Here is a 19,499-nt window from a genome sequence, read left to right as displayed (position 1 = left end):
CGTGGCCGTCTATACTGAAGTACCCGATGACGAGATGGCTGCCTTCGTGGCGAGCTATGGCATTGGCGATCTGCTCGCGGTGAAGGGCATCGCCGAGGGCGTCTCCAACTCCAATTTCCTGCTCCATACCAGCAAGGCCTTTTACATCCTGACGCTGTACGAGGAGCGGGTCGACATCGCCGATCTGCCCTTCTTCATCGGCCTCATGGAGCATCTGGCGGCGCGCGGACTGATCTGCCCGCAGCCCGTCAAGGCGCTGAACGGCTCAGCGGTTGGTCGCCTCGCCGGTCGCCCGGCCGCGATCGTGACCTTCCTGGACGGGCTCTCGGTGCGGCGCCCGAACGCGACGCATTGCGCCGAACTCGGCCGCGGTCTGGCGCTGCTGCATCAGGCCGGCGCCGATTTCCCGATGGAACGGGCCAACTCCCTCTCGGTCCCCGATTGGCGGCCGCTGGCCGAGCGTGCCGGCGCCGCCGCCGACACCGTCTCGCCTGGCCTCGCCAAGCGCATCATGACCGAGGTCGACATCCATGAACGATCATGGCCGCAGGATCTGCCGCGCGGCGTGATCCATGCAGATCTCTTCCCGAACAATGTCTTCTTCATCAAGGACAGGCTCTCGGGGCTGATCGACTTCTATTTCGCCTGCACCGACGCCTTCGCCTACGACCTCGCCATCTGCCTGAACTCCTGGTGCTTCGAGGCCGATGCCTCGTTCAACCTGACCAAGGGCCAGGCGATGCTCGCCGGCTATGAAAGCGTGCGCCGGCTCGAGGATGCGGAGGTCGCGGCGCTGCCGGCGCTCTGCCGCGGCTCGGCCCTGCGCTTCCTGCTGACGCGGCTGGTCGACTGGCTGAATGTGCCGCCGGGCGCGTTCGTCAAGCCGCTCGATCCGCTCGAATACGACCGCAAGCTCGCCTTCCACCAGCGGGTCTCGGACGCGCGCGAATATGGGCTGCGTCGATGACTGATCCAGTTGAAGTTTGGACGGGCGCGCTTGGGGCTTGCCCCATTCGCGCAACTAAAAGCGGCCGGAGACTGCCATGAGCGACCCGGTCGAGGTTTGGACGGACGGCGCCTGCTCGGGCAATCCGGGCCCCGGCGGCTGGGGTGCGATCCTCAGCTACAAGGGCAAGGAGCGCGAGCTTTCCGGCGGCGAGGCGCAGACCACCAACAACCGCATGGAGCTGATGGGCGCGATCGCGGCGCTGGAGACGCTGACCCGGCCTTGCACGGTCGCGCTCCACACCGACAGCCAGTATCTGCGCCAGGGCATCACCAGCTGGATCCATGGCTGGAAGAAGAACGGCTGGAAGACTGCCGATCGCAAGCCGGTCAAGAACGAGGAGCTCTGGAAGCGCCTCGACGCGGCGCTGAAGCAGCACAAGATCGATTGGAAATGGGTCAAGGGCCATGCCGGTGACGAGATGAACGAGCGCGCCGACGCGCTGGCGCGAGCCGGCATGGCGCCGTTCAAGCCGGGGCGGTGAGCGGTCGCGGACTGCTATCTCAACGGCAGCTGTGGGTGGGTTGCTGAAATTCGTAGAGCGCCTCTTGGGTGTCGCGATCGCGCCAGCAGCCGACGTTCGACTACTGCCGGAAAGCAGACATAACCAGGCGACCGTTGCTTACTAACCGCTATCGGCCCTCAGCGGGCATTCGCAAGAGTCGCTGCTCACTGAGCAAGCCGCGGGCTAGTCATTGCACTCCGGTTTCCTCCCCTGGGCCAATTTGCCGCCCCAAGCCTGCCATGTCCCTAACTCTCCCTTAACCATGACTGGTCAATTGGTCGGGCCAGTAGTGGCTTCGGGCGGGCTGTAGCTGCTGCGGTGCGAGGGTAGCAAACCATGCGGCTGATCGTCGGCGCAATCATCGTCTTCGCCTGCGTATTCGGCGGCTACGCGGCCATGGGTGGTCACCTCTTCGTCCTTTGGCAGCCGTTCGAGTTCGTTATCATCCTCGGTGCAGCGGTCGGTGCCTTCATCATCGGCAACACCGCGCCGGTACTCAAGGCCGTGCCTTCCATGCTCGGCACGATCTTGAAGGGCCCCAAGTACACGCAGGAGTGCTATGTCGAACTGCTGGGGATGCAGTATTCATTGTACAAGCTCGTGAAGCAGAAGGGCATGCTCGCGGTCGAGGAGCACATCGAAAATCCAAGTGAGTCGACGCTGTTCAACGCCTTCCCGACGTTTGCGGCGAACCATCACGCGGTCGAGTTCGTCTGCGACTACATGCGCATGTTGACGATGGGCGCCGACAACGCCCACGAGATCGATTCTCTCATGGACGAGGAACTGGAGACGCACCACCAGGAGCAGGAGCGTCTCGTTTCGGCCATGCAGTCGATCGCCGACGGAACACCGGCGCTCGGCATCGTCGCCGCCGTGCTCGGCGTGATCAAGACGATGGGGGCGATCAAAGAGCCGCCAGAGGTGCTGGGACATCTGATCGGCGGCGCGCTCGTCGGCACCTTCTTCGGCGTCTTCGTCGCCTACGGCTTCTTCGCGCCCATGGCGGCGTCGCTCAAGAGCACCTTCGAGGCGGAAGCCAAATACTTCCTGTCGCTCAAGGCGGGTCTCCTCGCCCATATCAGCGGTCAGCCGCCGGTGATGGCGGTCGAATTTGCCCGCAAGGCTCTGATGAGCGAAGTCCGCCCGACCTTCAGCGAAGTGGAAGCGGCAACCGCCAAGCTGGCCGCCTAGATCCGGCCCAATCTCCAGCAGGGACTCGATGACCAAGCCCGCCCAGCAGATTATCGTCAAGAAGGTCAGGAAGGCCGCGCATGCGCACCATGGCGGCGCCTGGAAGATCGCCTATGCGGACTTCGTGACCGCCATGATGGCGTTCTTTCTGCTGATGTGGCTGATCAGCATGACGACGCCGGAGCAGAAGGAAGGCCTGGCGGAGTATTTCGCGCCTGGGGCTGTGAGCCCCAGCACCAGTGGCGCTGGCGGCATGCTGTGGGGTACCGCCCTCGACAAATCGGGCAGCAAGCCGGCGCCGCCACGCGAGGTGGCGACGGGGACCAAGCCGGAGGACAGAGCGCGCCGGACCAACTCTGGCGGCACCGGCGACCGAGAGGTCAACCGCTCGGCTGCCGGCCAGCAGGCCAGCCACAGCGCGATAGCCAGCCTCCGGCAGGCGCTCCAGAGCATGCCCGAAATTGCCGATCTGTCGCGCAACATTGTGATCGAGCCGACCAGGGAGGGGTTGGATGTTGCCCTCATGGACGAGTCCGGCCGCTCCATGTTCCCCGAGGGCTCTGTCCAACCCTACCCGAGCACCCGTCGCGTGCTGGAGACGCTCGCGCCCACTCTGCGCCGCCTGCCCAACCGCTTGGCTGTCACCGGCCACACGGCCGCCGCGCGCCCGGGCTCGGTGGCGGGCGTCGATCCCTGGAGCCTTACCACCGGGCGCGCGCTCGCCGTGCGCGAGATTCTGTCGAGTGCAGGGCTCCCCAACGACCGCTTCGCTTCCGTGGTGGGGCGCGCTGACACCGAGCCGGTCTTCCCCGACAATCCCTACATCGCGCCAAACCGGCGGGTGAGGATCACTCTGCTCAGTGAAGAGCCGCCATTGCCCCCGAACCTCTTTCGCTGAACCCATCGCCTCGGCCGCCTCACGGTCCGTTTGAGATTGAGCTCAAGGCTGACAAAACGTGAGAGGCTGATCATTGCAACGCGGAGCATGTGCGTCCCGGCATCAGCGCCAGTCGATCGCGAAACGCCATCCATCACGTCAGGCTGTTAGCCAGCCAGGCCCCCGAATCCGGACACTGCAAATGCCCACAATTGGGCTAACTCCGGTCGCTAGACATCGATCGTCTGACGTCTCAGATGGGTCGGAAGCAGGACGATCAGACCGGTACCCGTTCTCTCCGGTGCCATAGCTACGCGCCCCTCAGCGCCAGCCGAGCCCCGGCGCGACATACTTCAGGATCGCCTCGATGACATGGGCGTTGTAGTCGACGCCCAGCTGGTTCGGCACCGTCAGCAGCAGCGTATCCGCTTCGGCGATCGCCTCGTCCTTGCCCAGCTCGTCGATGAGCTTGTCGGGTTCGGCCGCATAGCTGCGCCCGAAGATCGCGCGCGTGGTGTCGTCGATATAGCCGATCGAATCGTCGCCCTGGTTGCCCTGGCCGAAATAGGCGCGGTCGCGGTCGTCGACCAAAGCGAAGATGCTGCGGCTGACCGAGACGCGCGGCTCGCGCCTGTGGCCGGCCTCCTTCCAGGCCTGCCTGTAGAGGCGGATCTGCTTGGCCTGCTGGATGTGGAAAGGCTCGCCGCTCTCGTCCGTCTTCAGCGTCGAGCTCTGCAGGTTCATGCCGTGCTGCGCGGCCCAGATGGCTGTCGCGTCGGAGGAGGCGCCCCACCAGATGCGTTCGCGCAGGCCTTCCGAATGTGGCTCCAGCCGCAGCAGGCCGGGCGGGTTGGGAAACATCGGGCGCGGATTGGGGCGCGCGAAGCCCTCGCCGCGCAGCACGTCGAGGAAGACCTCGGTGTGGCGGCGCGCCATGTCGGCATCGCTCTGTCCCTCGGCCGGCTGGTAGCCGAAATGACGCCAGCCATCGATGACCTGCTCGGGCGAGCCGCGGCTGATGCCGAGTTGCAGGCGCCCGCGGGCGATAAGATCGGCCGAGCCCGCGTCTTCTGCCATATAGAGCGGGTTCTCATAGCGCATGTCGATCACGGCGGTGCCGATCTCGATGCGGCTGGTCCTGGCGCCGACCGCGGCCAGAAGCGGGAAAGGGGATGCAAGCTGGCGGGCGAAGTGGTGCACCCTGAAATAGGCGCCGTCGGCACCCAGTTCCTCGGCTGCAACGGCAAGCTCGATCGACTGCAGCAGCGTATCGCCCGCCGAGCGCGTCTGCGACTGCGGCGAGGGCGACCAGTGCCCGAAGGACAAGAAACCGATCTTCTTCATGATGCTGCGCCTGTGAACGACCGCGAGCGCGGAGCTGTTCCGCGACAAGAAAACGCCCGGGCGGCCGGTGCCGTCGGGCGTAAGTCTCCCTCATATAGGCGGCATTTACAGCCTCGCCCGGGCGTTCATGCACGGATGCCAATGTCGCGATGCAAGCTCGGCGATAGCAGCGTTGTGGCCCGCCGGCTCAGCCCAGTGGCTGGCGGTAGACGATGAAGCCCGATTTCTGGGCGACCTTGTCGTAGAGTTCCTGCGCCTGCAGGTTGCTCTCATGCGTCTGCCAATAGACGCGGAAGAGGCCCTTCGCCTCGGCCATCTGCCGGACAGCCTCGATCAGCTTGCGCCCGACACCGTGGCCGCGCGCCTCCTCGCTGGTAAACAGGTCCTGCAGGTAGCAGATCTCGTTCTGGCTCCAGGTCGTGCGGTGGAGCACGTAGTTGACGATGCCAAGCGCCTTGCCGTCGCGCTCGGCGATGAAGCCGCCCATCGGCTCCTGGCCATTCGTCAATCGCGTGAAGGTGGTGTCCGTCGTCTCCGGCGTCAGCGACGATTTGTAGAAGGTGATGTAGCCCAGCCAGAGCGGCTCCCAGGCGGCGCGGTCGCTCGCCACGAGCGGACGGATGCTGATCTCTGACATGGGCTTGGCGTCTCCTCGAATTTGATCGGGAGGCTAGCGGCGGCCTTCGGCGCTGTCTCATGACAAGCGCAGATCGGATCGATCGGATTCGGTGCGGGATACTAAAAAGAGCGGTGAGATCGAGGGCGGATTGGGGGCCGCAAGGTCACCCCGCGAAAAGCGTGATCCACCACTCGTCGGACCCAACCATGAAGTGGCCAAAGCGCCGACTTCGGAGAGAAGCCAGAGACCTGGCGGGGCTGTCAGCTCACGACCCGTTGCGGACGCGGAGGCTCATGGTCTTCGGGCCGCGATTTGGCGTATCGAAAGGTAGCAGCCACGGGCGAATACGCCCGCGCCAACTGTTAGAACAAGGAAAGCCGCGGCCGCGATATAGATCAGAGCCGGGATGTCATTTGCGCCATCAACCGCGAGTTTGGGATCATGCACAAAGTAACGACCGACATATAGAAGCGCCGCCAAGCTAGCTGCTGCCAAGCATGTGCCGACCACTGACAGGACGGCCAGGACAAGGAGCCAAGTCCTGCTCATTCCGTCGAAAATATCTCTCATGGCGCGCCCGAACCGCAGCGGAAACACGGAAGATAGTATAGGCAACGGCGCTGCACTATCGACTTCCGTTTGCGGCCCATAGCGGACGCTCTTGCGAACGTCGCAACCCCGATGCCATGCTTCCCGACTAGACGCCTGCGGGAGTGAATCGAGGATGCACAGCGGCTCATGCCTTTGTGGTGCGGTCAGCTTAACAGTGGCTGACAGTCTGCCAAATCCTAACTTCTGCCATTGTCGTATGTGCCGCAAGCACTCGGGCCACCACTTCGCGTCCACTGATGTGCCTAGGACTGCCTTGAAGATTGTCGGCGAGGAGAAGCTGACGTGGTTTCAATCGTCGGAGAACATCCGACGCGGCTTCTGCTCGACATGCGGATCGTCTCTATTCTGGGATCGGTCGGATCGGGGTTGGATCGCCGTGGCAATGGGTGCTTTCGACGGACCGACAGAGACCACTGCAAATTTGCATATCTACGTCGCTGACAAGGGGGACTACTACGAGATCGCAGACGGCCTGCCGCAATACGATACCGTTCCACCGCGCGACTGAGGTGTTGAGAGCGAACGTCCGTTATCGGCCCAACTGCGACATTCGCGCGTTGGGCGGCTTGACTCGCAACGGCCCAATAGAAAAGCCCGCGCCGGAGGCGCGGGCTCAAAAAACTGTCTGACGTTGCAGCTTAGAGCTGGTTCAGCAGCGCCTCGGCGCCGGAGAGGTCGGCCTTGCCCGGCGCCTCCTCGACATTGAGCGTGGTGACGACGCCGTCCTCGACGACCATCGAATAGCGCTGCGAGCGGGTGCCCAGGCCGAAGCCCGAGCCATCCATAGACAGGCCGATCTCCTTGGCGAAATCGGCATTGCCGTCGGAGAGGAAGGTGATGACGCCGACGCCGCCGGTCGCCTTCGACCAGGCATCCATCACGAAGACGTCGTTGACGCCGGTGACGAAGATTTCCTCGACGCCCTTGGCCTTGATCTCGGCCGCCTTGTTCACAAAGCCGGGCAGATGGTTCTTGTGGCAGGTCGGCGTGAAGGCGCCCGGCACGGCGAAGAGCACGATCTTGCGGCCCTTGAACAGGTCGTCCGTGGTCTTGGCGGCCGGCCCATCGGCCGTCATCACGCGAAACGTCGCCTGCGGAAGCTTGTCACCGACCTTGATCGCCATCGCCATGTCTCCTGCTGCGGCTGGTTACCGCCCGGCGGCAGGGTTACGGCTTCGCGTTGCCGATGTCGAGTTCGAGCCGCGTCTCCACTGCCTGCGGTTTTCCGCGCACGGTGATGATGAGGGGTGTCGGGCCGGTTGCTCCCTTGGGGCGCTCGACGATCTTGAGCTTTGCGGCGACCGTGCCATCGGGCTGCGGCATCAGCATCGGCCGGCCGAAGGACCACATCCCGGCGCCCTCGACGAAGACGTCTTCCACCGAACCGCCCTCGGGCGCCTTCAGCAGCAGCTTCACGGCGGCGTCGCTATGCGTGACCTCCAGGATAGAAAGGCGGTCGCTGGCCTCGCCGACCTTGATCGGGTGCGGGATCTGCGCTTCGAACTGCTCGAGCCGTGGCGAGGCCACCGAGGTGACGCCCGGCTCGAGCCACAGGCGCGCCTCGCCCTTGGCGGGCACGCAGATCTTGTCGCAGACCGCATAGTCGAGCTTCAGTACCACGGTGACCGGACGCGCCGGGTCGATCGGCTGGACCGAGACCGGCACCACCACCTGGCCGACATAGCCGATGCCGGAGCCGGCACCGTCCTCGAAGCGCTCGGGTGTCGGCCAGCGGACATCGAGCCCGCCGACATTCTCCGATCCGCTCCAGTCGAAGACCGGTGGTACGCCGGCGTCGCCGGGGCTGCGCCAATAGGTCTTGAAGCCAGGCGACATCGTGATCTCGACGCCGATGCGCTGCTTGCCCGACGGAGCGGTCGCGCCGGCGATCAGGCGCACCGAGGAATATGCGGCCTTCGACCATGGCGAAACCGCGGCTTCCTGGGCGGAAGCCGGCGTGCCGAGCGCCAGCGCGGCGAGGAGAGTGAGGGCTGTGACCGTTTTCACGCGTTTGATTTAGGCGATCCAGTCCAACTTTGCGAGGACGATACCGATGCTGTGATCCCGTATCGGGACATGTTCAAGCATCGCCAGTTTTGCGCCAGCATTGCGGCGAGCATAGAGCGGGCGGTTCGGGCACGTTCGCGCTACGCCGGAAGGCCGGGATCACTACCGAGCCAAAGTGGTTCCCACATCAGCCCAACATGCTTTAGCATGGCGACATGAATCTCGGCTCGAACCAGCGCGTCAGCGGACGCAGCTATCTCGACGGGCAATGCCTGATCGCCATGCCGGGCATGAGCGATCAGCGCTTCGCCCGCAGCGTCGTCTATCTCTGCGCCCATTCCGAGGATGGCGCGATGGGCATCATCGTCAACAAGCCCGCTGCCGATACGCGCTTCCCGGAGTTGCTCGTCCAGCTCGACGTGATCCCGCCCGATCAGGCGATTCGCCTGCCGAGCCAGGCCGAGAGGGTGAAGGTCCTGCGCGGCGGGCCGGTCGAGACCAAGCGCGGCTTCGTCCTGCACAGCGCCGACTTCTTCCTGGAATCGGCAACGCTGCCGATCGATGACGGCATCTGCCTGACCGCGACGCTCGACATCCTGCGTGCCATCGCCGTCGGCACCGGGCCGGAGAGTGCGGTGCTGGCGCTCGGCTATGCCGGCTGGGGGGCGGGCCAGCTCGAATCCGAAATCCAGTCCAATGGCTGGCTGCATTGCCCGGCCGATCCCGAGCTGCTCTTCGATGATGCGCTTGATACCAAATACACGCGGGCGCTCGGCAAGCTCGGCATCGATCCGGCCTTCCTGTCGAAGGACGCCGGGCACGCCTGAAGAGCGTCATGCTCGGGCTTGACCCGAGCATCTCAGGCCGAATGAGGCTCCAACCTGAGCCTTCGCGTCACGAGATTCTCGGGTCTGCGCTTCGCTTCGCCCGAGAATGACACTTCCCGCTTACGCCGCCTCGAACGTCGAGCTCGACGCGCCCACCAGCCGCCGCGCTTCCGCCGCCGTCATCGGCTGACCGAAAGTGTAGCCCTGCGCGTACTGGCAGCCGAGCTGGTAGAGCTCGATCGCATCCGATTCGGTTTCGGCGCCTTCGGCGACGACGTCCATCTGCAGGTCGCCGGCGAGCTGGACGATCGAGCGCAGGATCACCGGCGGCTTACCGTTGCCCATCTGGCGCACGAAGCTCTGGTCGATCTTGATGGTGTCGAACGGGAAGCGCTGCAGATAGGACAGCGAGGAATAGCCGGTGCCGAAATCGTCGAGCGAGAGCCCTGCGCCGAGATCGCGGATGCGCGAGAGCATCTGCGCGGCATATTCCGGGTTCTCCATCACCAGGCTCTCGGTGATCTCGAGCTTGAGCGTGCCGGGCAGCACGCGCCGGCGCGCCAGCACGGCTTTGACGTCCCGCAGCAGGTCGTGGCGCAGCAGCTGGCGGCTGGAGACGTTGACGCTGGCGAAGATCGGCGGGTCGACTTCGAGCGCGGCCTGCCAGGCGGCGAGTTCGCGCGCGGTGCGGTCCATCACATAGACGCCGAGATCGACGATCAGCCCGCTCTCCTCGGCGATCGCGAGGAAGTCCTGCGGCAGCAGCCGACCTTCGCGCGGATGGTCCCACCGCATCAACGCCTCGAAGCCGGCGATGGTCCGGTCCTCCAGCCTGACAATCGGCTGGTACATCACCTGGATCTCGCCACGCTCGATCGCCCGGCGCAGGTCGCTTTCGAGCGCGAGGCGGTCGTTGCGATCGCTGCGCATCGCCGGGACGAAGACCTCGACCAGGTTGCCGCCCTGGTTCTTGGCATGCGCCATGGCGAGCTCGGCGTTCTTGAGCGCGTCGTCCTTGCGGGCCGTCGGCGTTCCGTCGAAGAGCGCGAGCCCGATCGACGGAGTCAGCACGATCTCGCGCTCGGCGAAGGTGATTGGCGTCGAGACGGCGCGGCGGATCAGTTCGGCGAGCGCCAGTACGCGCTCCGGATCGTTCTCCGAGACCAGGATCATCGCGAAGATGTCGCCGCCGATCCGTGCCAGCGTGTCCTGCGTCCTGAGCAGGCGGCCGAGGCGGCGCGCCAGCGTCAGCAGGATCGAATCGCCGGCCGAGAAGCCGACTGATTCATTGACCTGCTTGAAGCGGTCGATGTCGATCACGATCACGGTCGGGCGGATGGCGTCGTCGGCGCGGCTGAAGCCGAAGACCGCGGTAAGCCGGTCCTGGAACAGTTCGCGGTTGGGCAGACCGGTCAGGTTGTCGTGCACGGCGTCGTGCAGCATGCGCTCCTGCGCCGTGCGCTGCTCGGTCACATCCGAGAGCGTGCCGATAACGCGGATGACCTCGCCATCCGAGCCGACGACCGGCCGGGCCTTCAGGCTGAACCAGTGATAGGCGCCGCTCGCGGCGCGCAGGCGGAAATCGAGATTCAGCTTGCCGCGGCGCTGCTCGATCACCGCATCGAGCGAGACCCGGTAGCGGTCGCGATCGGCGACGTGCATGTGTTCGAGCCAGCGTGCGGCCGAGCCCTCGAGCGCACCCTTGGACAGGCCGAGCAATATCTCGGTCTGCGGTGAGACGAAGATCTTGTCGGCGGAGACGTCCCAGTCGAAGACGAGATCGCCGGAGCCTGCGAGCGCAAGAGCCTGCCGCTCGGTGTCGGAGACCAGCCCCTGACCCAGCGTGCCGCCGGCGAAGGCGTGCTGCACCACGGTGAAGCCGATCAGCAGCACGATCAGGATCAGGCCGCCGATCAGCGCCGGCGGCACGAGATCGCGGGTGACGTGGCCGACCACAGTGAAGCCGGCCGCCGTGACCCAGACCAGCAGCAGGAACCAGGTCGGGATCAACATCACCGCCCGCTCATAGCCATGGGTGGCGAGGTGCAGGATCAGCACGAAGCCGATGGCGGCGACGGCCGCGATCGAGATGCGGGCGATGCCCGACGCCATCGGCGCGTCAAAGACCGCAAGCCCGACCAATCCGGCGAGGCCGAGAATCCAGACGATGGTGATGTGGCTGTAGCGCACATGCCAGCGCGACAGGTTGAGATAGGCGAAGAGGAAGACGAGCAGCGTCGCGGCCAGAACCACCTCGGCGCCGGCGCGATAGATTCGCTCGATCGCGGGGGTCAGTGGGAAGATGCGCTGGAAGAAGCCGAAATCGAGCCCCGCATAGGCCAGCACCGCCCAGGCCAACGCTGCCGCGGCCGGGAAGATCACCGCGCCCTTGACCACGAAGATGATGGTCAGGAACAGCGCGAGCAGTCCGGCGATGCCGATGATGATGCCCTTGTAGAGCGTCAGCCCGTTGGTTTTCTGGCGATAGGCTTCCGGCTCGAACAGATAGAGCTGCGGCAGGTTCGGCGATTTCAGCTCCGCCACGAAGGTGACGGTGGTGCCGGGATCGAGCGTGATCTGGAAGATGTCGGCGTCGGGTGCCTCTTCGCGCTCGGGTCTGAGGCCCTGGCTCGCGGTGATCGCTTCGATCCGGCGGTCGCCCAGATCGGGCCAGACGACGCCCGAACCGATCAGGCGGTGGAACGGGGCGACCAGCAGGCGGTCGATCTGCTCGTCGGAATCATTGGTCAGCGCGAAGACGATCCAGTCCGGCCGCGCCCCGGATTCGCGCGCCCTGACGGCGATGCGCCGGACGATGCCGTCGGCGCCAGGCGCAGTCGAGATCTGGATGACGTCGCCGTCGGATTTGTTGCGCTCGACGACATCGGTCAGGTCGAGCACCGGTACGTCGAGCGGCACGCGCTGGGCCTCGACCGCCAGCGCCGGGCGCAGCAGCGCCAGCAGCACCAGCATGAGAAGGCCGCAAACGGCGATGCCGGACCGGAAAAAGCGATATGGCGATGACAAGGTGGACTCTGCGGGGAACTCTTCAGGCGTGACGGTCAGTGGTATCGGCGCGGCGTGGCGAGGGCAAGGCAATGCCGGCCTGTTCACAACTTGCGGCCAGTTGCGGACGGGAGGCGCGGCTCCGAGGAGAGCAGGCCATAGAGCAGGTGGTCGGCCCAGACCCCGTTGATCCTGAGATAGCCGCGGGCCTCGCCTTCGCGTGTGAAGCCGACACGCTCCAGAAGCCGGCGCGACGGCTCGTTGTTCGGCAGGCAGGCCGCTTCGACCCGGTGCAAAGCCAGCTCGGAAAAGGCGAAGTCGAGCGCGCCGCGCACTGCCTCGGTCATATGGCCCTTGCCGGCATGGCGCTGGCCCATCCAGTAGCCGAGCGTGCAGGCCTGCGCGACGCCGCGCCGGACCAGGCCGATCGTCAGCCCGCCCAGCAGGGTTTCCGAATGAGAATCGAGAATGAACAGCGAATAGGCTTCGTCGGACGCGATCTCGCGGGCGGCACGCTTGACGCGCAGGCGAAAGGAGGTGCGGGTCAGGTCGTCCTCGCTCCAGACCGGCTCCCACGGGGTCAGGAAGTCGCGGCTCTGCATCCGCAGGCTCGCCCAGGCCGAATAATCGCCGGCGAGCGGGGCGCGCATGATCAGGTTCTGCGTCCTGATCAGCGGCCGCGCCGGTGGGTCGGTGGCGAAGCGGAAGAGCGCCATCGTCGTCAGGCAGCCCGCGCCAGCATGGCCCGCAAAGTGGCCACTGGGGCAAGATTGTCGAGAGGGCCGACGGCCGCGACGGTGACCACGCCGTCGAGCAGGGCCTGACCGGCGGCACGCACATCGGCGAGGCTGACCGCATCGAGCCGGCGCGCCAATTCCTCGCGTGGGATCGCCCGGCCGAAGACGAGCACCTGCCGCGCCATCTGTTCGAGCTTGCCGCCGGGGCTTTCGAGCGAAGCGAGAAGCCCGACCTTCATCTGGGCCCGGGCCCGGGCGACCTCGACCTCGCTGACGTCGCGGGCCGCTTGGCTCAGGCAGTCGAGCGCGACTTCGACCAGCTCGCCGACATCCTCCGGCGCGGTGCCGGCGCTGATGCCGAAGACGCCGCAATCGGAGAAGGGCCAGTGGAAGGCGTCGATCGCATAGGCCAGGCCACGGCGCTCGCGCACCTCCTGGAACAGGCGCGAGGACAGCCCCCCGCCGAGCACGGCCGAGAAGATCTGCAGCGGATAATGCGCGCCGTTGGTGAACGGCTTGCCGGGGAAGCCGAGGACGATATGGACCTGTTCCTCGTCGCCGTCGATGCGAGCTTCGCCGCCGTGATAGCTGGCCTGCGCGCGCGGGCTGGGTGCCGCGGCAGGCTTCGGCGGCAGGGCGGCTAGCGAGGCTTCAGCCAGCGCGACGAGTTCGTCATGGTCGACGGCGCCGGCCGCCGCCAGCACCATGTTGCCGGCATGGTAGTGCCGGCCGAGATAGGCGCGGATCGCGTCGGGCGTGAAGCTCTGCACAGTTTCCGCCGTGCCGAGGATCGGCCGGCCGAGCGGCTGCTCCGGGAAGGCGGCCTGCAGGAAGCGGTCATAGACGAGATCGTCCGGCGTATCCTGGACGGCGCCGATCTCCTGCAGGATCACGCCCTTCTCACGCGCCAGCTCCTCCTCGCTGAGGGCGGGCGCGGTCAGGATGTCGGCGAGGATGTCGACCGCCAGCGGCAGGTCCTGGCCGAGCACGCGGGCGGTGTAGCAGGTGTATTCGACTGACGTTGCGGCATTGAGGTCGCCGCCGACGCTCTCGATCTCCTCGGCGATCTGGAGAGCCGAGCGCCGGGCCGTGCCCTTGAACGCCATATGCTCGAGCAGATGGGCGAGGCCGTGTTCATGCGGCAGCTCATCGCGCGCGCCGGCGCCGATCCAGATGCCGAGCGAGACGGTCGAGGCATGGGCCATGCGCTCTGAGACGATGCGCAGGCCGGACGGCAGCGTCGTCAGGCTGACGGCCGGGTCATGGCCGGCTGCCTCGCCCTGTTTCACAGTCTTCGGCTTGTCGGTCTTCGCCTTCAACGTCTTGATCACCTTCATGCTGCGGCGCTCCGCACGGCGCGGGCGCGCTCGGCGACGAAGCGCTCGAGCTTGCTTTGGTCGTTCGGCAGCACGCTGAACCGCTCCTTGCGCTCCATCAGGTCGGACAGATGCTCAGGAAGAGCGGGCATGACGCCGCTCGCCGCCGCCACTGCCGCCGGGAACTTGGCGGGGTGGGCGGTGCCGAGCGCGACCACCGGCGTCGCCGGGTCGGCCTGCAGCAGCTTGCGCGCGGCGGCGACGCCGATGGCGCTGTGCGGGTCGAGCAGATAGCCGGCCTCGCGCCAGGTCGTGCCGATCTCGTTGGCGATCGAGGCCTCGTCCTGCGAGACCGCGTCGAAATCGGCGCGGATGCGGGCGAGCGGCTCGGGCGCGATCTCGAAGCGGCCCGATTGCGCCAGCGATTGCATCAGCCGGCGCACGGCAGCGCCGTCGCGGCCATGCGCCTCGAACAGCAGTCGCTCGAAATTCGAGGAAATCTGGATGTCCATCGAGGGCGAGGTCGTCGCCGCGACGCCGCGCATCTCGTAGACGCCGGTCTGGAGCGTGCGCGCCAGGATGTCGTTGCTGTTGGTGGCGATCATCAGCCGGCCGACCGGCAAGCCCATCTGCTTGGCGATCCAGCCGGCGAGGATGTCGCCGAAATTGCCGCTCGGCACCGAAAAAGAGACCGGGCGGTGAGGCGAGCCGAGTGCGCTCGCCGCTGTGAAATAGTAGACGACCTGCGCCGCGATCCGCGCCCAGTTGATCGAGTTGACGCCGGAGAGCCGGATCTCGTCGCGGAAGGCGTGATGGTTGAACAGCGCCTTCACCAGATTCTGGCAATCGTCGAAGGTGCCTTCGATCGCGATGGCGTGGACGTTGCCGGCTTCGACCGTAGTCATCTGTCGGCGCTGCACGTCGGAGACGCGGCCTTCCGGATAGAGGATGAAGACGTCGACCCGTTCCAAACCCTTGAAGGCGTCGATCGCGGCGCTGCCGGTGTCGCCCGAGGTCGCGCCGACGATGGTGGCGCGCTCGCCGCGCTGCGCCAGCACATGGTCCATCAGCCGCCCGAGCAGCTGCATCGCCACGTCCTTGAAGGCGAGTGTCGGGCCATGGAAGAGCTCGAGCGAAAACAGGTTATCGCCGAGCTGGACGAGCGGGCAGACGGCCGGATGACGGAAGCTGGCATAGGCCTCGCCGATCATCGTCTTGAGCGCATCGGCCGCGACGTCGCCATCGGCAAGCGCACCGACGACGCGCTCCGCGACTTCAGCATAGGGTTTGCCGGCGAAGCCCGCGATTTCGGGCGCACTGAAGCGCGGCAAAGTCTGCGGCAGATAGAGGCCGCCGTCACGGGCGAGTCCGGCGAGCAGCGCGTCAGCGAAGGAGAGCGACGGCGCTTCGCCACGGGTCGAAATATGCAGCACGATGATGGTCTCTGATGTCGTGCTGATCCTATAGGCCCGTTGGCGGGGGAGGGCAAAAGCAAAGGCTGATTAGCCGCTCTGCGTCGGCTTCCGCGCCTGCCAGGCATAGGCCCCGAACACCCCGATCAGCGTCAGTGCCAGCCCCCACCAGGTCAGCGCATATTGCAGATGGTTGTCCGGGATGCGGGCGATCAGTTCCTTGACGTCGACGCCGGCCGGCGGCGTCAGCCCGTCGCCCTGGCGTTCCGCTTCGAGATAGAACGGGGCGGCTGCGGACAGGCCGAGCGCTGCGGCGATACCGGCGGGATCGCGTGTGTAGAACTCGCGCTGCTGCGGCAGATCGGCCGGCGTGAAGCTGTTGCGGGTTTCCGGCGCGCGCAGATAGCCGGTGATGGTCGCAGCGCCGGTTGCCGGGGTGACCGTCGCAAAGCGGCTTTCCGGCACGAAGCCGCGGTTGACGAGAATCGTCGCGCCGTCTTCCAGCCGGAAGCCCTGGAAGACCCAGCGGCCGAAGCCGGAAAGCTGGCGCGAGCCCGGCGGGCCAGCAGCGATCGTGGTGCGCACGCCGGCGATTCCGTCGAGATAGCTGCCCTTGGCGACAGCCCTTGTGAGATCGACCGCTGCGAGGTCGAGCCGCGGCCAGTCACTCGCTGGCGGCAGCGCGGCGGTGGAGCCTGCGGCTTGCGTCTCCAGCCGCGTGATGAAGGCGCGCTTCTCGTCCATGCGCTGCCACTGCCAGGCGCCGAGCCAAAGGAGGACGCCGACACCGACGATCGTCAGCATGGTCGGCAGCAGCAGCTTCGGCTGGCCCGCGGGAGCAATCTGTTCGCTCACTTCTTCAACCTGCCTTCTTCGGCCTTGTTGGCGTATTGCAGGGCGACTGCGAGCCCTTTCATCGGCCGCAGCAATCCGAGGCAGGTGACGAGCGCCAGCGGCAGCCAGAGCAGAAGGTGCAGCCAGATCGGCGGGGTGTAGGTGATCTCGACATAGAGCGCGAGGCCGAGCACGAAGAAGCCGGCGATCAGCATGATGAACACGGCCGGCCCGTCGGCTGAGTCGGCAAAGGCGAAATCGAGGCCGCAGGCGGCGCAGCGCGGTTTCAGCTTGAGATAGCCGTCGAACAGCTTGCCTTCGCCGCAGCGCGGGCAGCGGCCGGTGAGGCCTGTCGAGAAGGGTGAAGGCGGGGTGATCTGCGGCTGTACCATCGCTGCCTCCTGTAAACGGAAAGGGCGGCCTTGCGGCCGCCCCTTATTCAGGTTCGCGGCCGCTTCCGGCCTGGGGCCTAGTGCGCCGCCGGCACGCCGGAGCCCCAGACATAGATCGAGGCGAACAGGAACAGCCAGACCACGTCGACGAAGTGCCAGTACCAGGCGGCGAACTCGAAGCCGAGATGCTGGTCCGGCTTGAAGTGGCCGAGATAGACGCGCCACAGGCAGATCGCCAGGAAGATCGTGCCGATGATGACGTGGAAGCCGTGGAAGCCGGTCGCCATGAAGAAGGTCGCGCCGTAGATGTTGCCCTTGAAGGCGAAAGCGGCGTGCGCGTACTCGTAAGCTTGGCAGGCCGTGAACAGGATGCCGAGGATTACGGTCAGCCACAGGGCCTGCTTCAGGCCCTTCCGGTCGCCTTGGATCAAGGCGTAGTGCGCCCAGGTCACGGTCGTGCCGGAGGTCAGCAGGATCAGGGTGTTGAGCAGCGGCAGGTGCCAGGGGTCGAAGGTCTCGATGCCCTTCGGCGGCCAATGCCCGCCGGTGAACTCGGCGCGGGCGTACTGGATGTGCTCACCGGTGAACAGGCTGGCGTCGAAATAGGCCCAGAACCAGGCGACGAAGAACATCACCTCCGAGGCGATGAACATCATCATGCCATAGCGGTGGTGCAGCTGCACCACGCGGGTGTGATGGCCCTCGCGCTCGGCTTCGCGGATCACGTCCATCCACCAGGCGAGCATGGTGTAGAGCACGCCGAGCAGGCCGACGCCGAAGACGAGCGGGCCGATATTCATCCCGGCGACCGGCATCGACTTCATCCACATCACCGCGCCGATCGCCATCGTGGTCGCGCTGGCGGCGCCGACGATCGGCCACGGGCTCGGATCGACGAGGTGGTAGTCGTGGTTCTTGGTATGGGCCCCGGCCATCGTGTTCAACTCTCCACGTCCGATAGAAGCGCAGCGCGTCAGCGCAGCTTTATAGTTTCGGTTGGTTGCCGTCACCCTTGCTTTCCGCCACCGGCTGCCCGTTCTTCGACGGGAAATAGGTGTAGGACAGGGTGATCGATTTCAGACTGGCGAGCTCGCGGTTCAGCTCGATCTCGGGATCGATGTAGAACACCACGGGCGCTTCCATGGTCTCACCGGGCTGCAGCGTCGTCTCGGTGAAGCAGAAGCACTGGATCTTGACGAAATAGGCGCCCGACTGGTTGGGCTGGACATTATAGGTCGCGATCCCGGTCATCGGCCGCGAGGACGTGTTGGTGATCTTGTAGAACACCGTCTGCGTCACGCCGACCTGCGCCTTGATCTCCGTCCTCTCCGCCTCGAAGCGCCAGCCCAGCGCGGGCGCGACATTGGCGTCGAAGGCGACCGAGACGATCCGCTCGCTGGTCTTGCCAGTGGCGGCCGTGCCCACCATCGGCGTGCCGGCAAAGCCGGTGACCTTGCAGAACAGGTTGTAGAGCGGCACCGCGGCGAAGGAGAGCCCGGTCATGGTCAGCACGGCGGCGCTGCAGGCAAGGACGGTGCGGCGGTTTCGGGAGGCGGCCGTCATCGCGTCACAGCGGCCGGTTGAGGATCGCCGGCCCGGTCTTGGCCAGCGTCACGATGAAGAAGAACAGCACGAGCCCGCCGAGCACGAGCGCGAGCGCGATCGAGCGGCGATTGCGCCGCGCCATGTCCTCTGGCGAGAATGGCGCCGGCGGTTGCTTCTTGTCCTGCGGGGCTTGGCTCATCCCAGCACCTTGGGCAGGGCCCACATCAGGCCGAGGCCGTTCTCGGCCAGCAGCACGGCAAAGAGCAGGAAGAGATAGAGGATCGAGAAGCCGAACAGGGCATAGGCCGCCTTGTTGGCCGCTTCGCCCTGCGTGATCCGCAGCACCCGCAGCGACAGGCCGATCATGGCGAGCCCGGTCACGACCGAGACGATGAGATAGATCAGCCCGCCGAAGCCCATCAGCGCCGGCAGCACTGCGACCGGGGCCAACACCAGCGTATAGGCGACGATCTGGCGACGCGTGGCAGCGGGGCCGGCGACGTTCGGCAGCATCGGGATGCCGGCGCGGGCATAGTCATCGGACTTCACCAGGGCCAGCGCCCAGAAATGCGGCGGCGTCCACAGGAAGATGATCGCGAACAGCACGATCGAGGTCATGCCGAAATCGCCGGTGACCACGGCTTCGCCGATCATCGGCGGGAAGGCGCCGGCGGCGCCGCCGATGACGATGTTCTGCGGCGTCGCCCGCTTCAGCCACATCGAGTAGACGACGACATAGAAGAAGATCGTGAAGGCCAGCATCGCCGCCGAGAGCAGATTGGCGACGAGGCCGAGCACCAGCACGGAGCCGATCGAGAGGGTCAGCCCGAAGGCGAGCGCCTCGGACGGCAGGATACGGCCGGCGGGAATCGGCCGGTTGGCCGTGCGGGTCATCACCGCGTCGATGTCGGCATCCCACCACATGTTGAGGCAGCCCGAGGCGCCAGCGCCGACCGAGATCGCCAGCAGGGCGGCAAAGCCGATCACCGGATTGACCGCACCCGGCGCCGCGACCATGCCGCCGAGCGCCGTCACGATCACGAGGAACATCACGCGCGGCTTGAGCAGCGCAAAGAAGTCGCGCGCCTCGCCGGTGGAACTCAGCGAGACTCCGTCGTCAGCCTGGGTGATCTGATCGAAGGCAGCAGACATCGAAATTCGTTCGCTTCAACATTCGTGATGCCCGAGGGCATCGTTTACGGGATCCGCCCGTCTCCGGAGCGCCTCGAACCAGGCGCTCGGGGGAGGGGCGGCGGCGGGCCATGA

At 66.0% G+C, this 19,499-nt stretch carries 20 protein-coding genes; 6 read left to right on the top strand and 14 right to left on the bottom strand.

The window, feature by feature from the left end:
• The first annotated feature begins 1 nt into the window (after position 1).
• The 4 genes from ACSQ3M_RS07910 (at position 2) to ACSQ3M_RS07895 (ending at position 3,603) form a co-directional block, all read left to right on the top strand.
• Positions 2-967 carry a homoserine kinase gene (locus tag ACSQ3M_RS07910; protein ID WP_436149521.1) on the top strand — a complete coding sequence of 322 codons (966 nt, stop codon included), beginning with the start codon at positions 2-4 and terminating at the stop codon, positions 965-967.
• A 76-nt stretch (positions 968-1,043) separates the two neighbouring features.
• A complete protein-coding gene (gene rnhA / locus ACSQ3M_RS07905) occupies positions 1,044-1,490 on the top strand; it encodes a ribonuclease HI (protein WP_436149520.1) in 447 nt (148 codons plus the stop codon).
• Positions 1,491-1,847: 357 nt separating this feature from the next.
• Positions 1,848-2,705: a flagellar motor stator protein MotA gene (gene motA / locus ACSQ3M_RS07900; RefSeq protein ID WP_436149519.1), complete on the top strand. Its 858-nt coding sequence runs from the start codon at positions 1,848-1,850 to the stop codon at positions 2,703-2,705.
• A gap of 28 nt (positions 2,706-2,733) precedes the next feature.
• Positions 2,734-3,603 (top strand): flagellar motor protein MotB, encoded by an 870-nt coding sequence (locus tag ACSQ3M_RS07895; RefSeq protein WP_436149518.1) that lies wholly within the window; start codon positions 2,734-2,736, stop codon positions 3,601-3,603.
• A gap of 300 nt (positions 3,604-3,903) precedes the next feature.
• Here the strand turns inward: ACSQ3M_RS07895 and ACSQ3M_RS07890 are convergent, their stop codons facing one another.
• Both ACSQ3M_RS07890 and ACSQ3M_RS07885 read right to left on the bottom strand, forming a co-directional pair.
• Positions 3,904-4,926, bottom strand: coding sequence for an LLM class flavin-dependent oxidoreductase (locus tag ACSQ3M_RS07890; protein ID WP_436149517.1), 1,023 nt, complete (start codon positions 4,924-4,926; stop codon positions 3,904-3,906).
• Positions 4,927-5,113: 187 nt separating this feature from the next.
• A complete protein-coding gene (locus ACSQ3M_RS07885; RefSeq protein ID WP_436149516.1) occupies positions 5,114-5,563 on the bottom strand; it encodes an N-acetyltransferase family protein in 450 nt (149 codons plus the stop codon).
• Positions 5,564-6,269: 706 nt separating this feature from the next.
• Between ACSQ3M_RS07885 and ACSQ3M_RS07880 the strand changes: the two genes are divergently transcribed.
• On the top strand, positions 6,270-6,665 hold the full coding sequence (locus tag ACSQ3M_RS07880; RefSeq protein WP_436149515.1) for a GFA family protein: 396 nt from the start codon (positions 6,270-6,272) through the stop codon (positions 6,663-6,665).
• A gap of 130 nt (positions 6,666-6,795) precedes the next feature.
• On the opposite strand, the gene ACSQ3M_RS07875 is transcribed toward ACSQ3M_RS07880, so the two are convergent.
• Both ACSQ3M_RS07875 and ACSQ3M_RS07870 read right to left on the bottom strand, forming a co-directional pair.
• Entirely contained in the window at positions 6,796-7,281 is a 486-nt protein-coding gene (locus ACSQ3M_RS07875; RefSeq protein WP_129158677.1) for a peroxiredoxin, read from the bottom strand.
• A 43-nt stretch (positions 7,282-7,324) separates the two neighbouring features.
• Positions 7,325-8,164, bottom strand: a complete 840-nt coding sequence (locus ACSQ3M_RS07870; protein ID WP_436149514.1) for a protein-disulfide reductase DsbD domain-containing protein — start codon at positions 8,162-8,164, stop codon at positions 7,325-7,327.
• A 215-nt stretch (positions 8,165-8,379) separates the two neighbouring features.
• Here ACSQ3M_RS07870 and ACSQ3M_RS07865 point away from each other — a divergent pair, with 215 nt between their 5' ends.
• Positions 8,380-8,991, top strand: a complete 612-nt coding sequence (locus tag ACSQ3M_RS07865; protein ID WP_436149513.1) for a YqgE/AlgH family protein — start codon at positions 8,380-8,382, stop codon at positions 8,989-8,991.
• A 120-nt stretch (positions 8,992-9,111) separates the two neighbouring features.
• Here the strand turns inward: ACSQ3M_RS07865 and ACSQ3M_RS07860 are convergent, their stop codons facing one another.
• The 10 genes from ACSQ3M_RS07860 to ACSQ3M_RS07815 form a co-directional block, all read right to left on the bottom strand.
• Positions 9,112-11,964 carry an EAL domain-containing protein gene (locus ACSQ3M_RS07860; RefSeq protein WP_436149512.1) on the bottom strand — a complete coding sequence of 951 codons (2,853 nt, stop codon included), beginning with the start codon at positions 11,962-11,964 and terminating at the stop codon, positions 9,112-9,114.
• A gap of 137 nt (positions 11,965-12,101) precedes the next feature.
• On the bottom strand, positions 12,102-12,713 hold the full coding sequence (locus tag ACSQ3M_RS07855; RefSeq protein ID WP_436149511.1) for a GNAT family N-acetyltransferase: 612 nt from the start codon (positions 12,711-12,713) through the stop codon (positions 12,102-12,104).
• Between the two features lie 5 nt (positions 12,714-12,718).
• The gene (locus tag ACSQ3M_RS07850; protein WP_436149510.1) at positions 12,719-14,071 is read right to left on the bottom strand and encodes a M16 family metallopeptidase; all 1,353 of its coding nucleotides are present in this window, start codon (positions 14,069-14,071) and stop codon (positions 12,719-12,721) included.
• Positions 14,068-15,483: a threonine synthase gene (gene thrC / locus ACSQ3M_RS07845; protein ID WP_436149509.1), complete on the bottom strand. Its 1,416-nt coding sequence runs from the start codon at positions 15,481-15,483 to the stop codon at positions 14,068-14,070. The genes ACSQ3M_RS07850 and thrC overlap by 4 nt, the downstream gene beginning before the upstream one ends.
• Positions 15,484-15,552: 69 nt before the next feature.
• Complete coding sequence (locus tag ACSQ3M_RS07840) at positions 15,553-16,317, bottom strand: SURF1 family protein (protein ID WP_436149508.1); 765 nt, start codon at positions 16,315-16,317, stop codon at positions 15,553-15,555.
• On the bottom strand, positions 16,314-16,688 hold the full coding sequence (locus tag ACSQ3M_RS07835; RefSeq protein WP_436149507.1) for a DUF983 domain-containing protein: 375 nt from the start codon (positions 16,686-16,688) through the stop codon (positions 16,314-16,316). The genes ACSQ3M_RS07840 and ACSQ3M_RS07835 overlap by 4 nt, the downstream gene beginning before the upstream one ends.
• A gap of 77 nt (positions 16,689-16,765) precedes the next feature.
• Complete coding sequence (locus ACSQ3M_RS07830) at positions 16,766-17,623, bottom strand: cytochrome c oxidase subunit 3 (protein WP_436149506.1); 858 nt, start codon at positions 17,621-17,623, stop codon at positions 16,766-16,768.
• Between the two features lie 49 nt (positions 17,624-17,672).
• The gene (locus tag ACSQ3M_RS07825) at positions 17,673-18,251 is read right to left on the bottom strand and encodes a cytochrome c oxidase assembly protein (RefSeq protein ID WP_436149505.1); all 579 of its coding nucleotides are present in this window, start codon (positions 18,249-18,251) and stop codon (positions 17,673-17,675) included.
• Positions 18,252-18,255: 4 nt separating this feature from the next.
• Positions 18,256-18,432, bottom strand: a complete 177-nt coding sequence (locus tag ACSQ3M_RS07820; protein WP_436149504.1) for a hypothetical protein — start codon at positions 18,430-18,432, stop codon at positions 18,256-18,258.
• Positions 18,429-19,385, bottom strand: a complete 957-nt coding sequence (locus ACSQ3M_RS07815; RefSeq protein ID WP_436149503.1) for a heme o synthase — start codon at positions 19,383-19,385, stop codon at positions 18,429-18,431. The genes ACSQ3M_RS07820 and ACSQ3M_RS07815 overlap by 4 nt, the downstream gene beginning before the upstream one ends.
• Between the last annotated feature and the right edge of the window lie 114 nt (positions 19,386-19,499).

Source organism: Allobosea sp. LjRoot90, assembly GCF_964254315.1.
Classification (GTDB): domain Bacteria; phylum Pseudomonadota; class Alphaproteobacteria; order Rhizobiales; family Beijerinckiaceae; genus Allobosea.
This window is presented reverse-complemented; position numbering and strand designations above follow the sequence as displayed.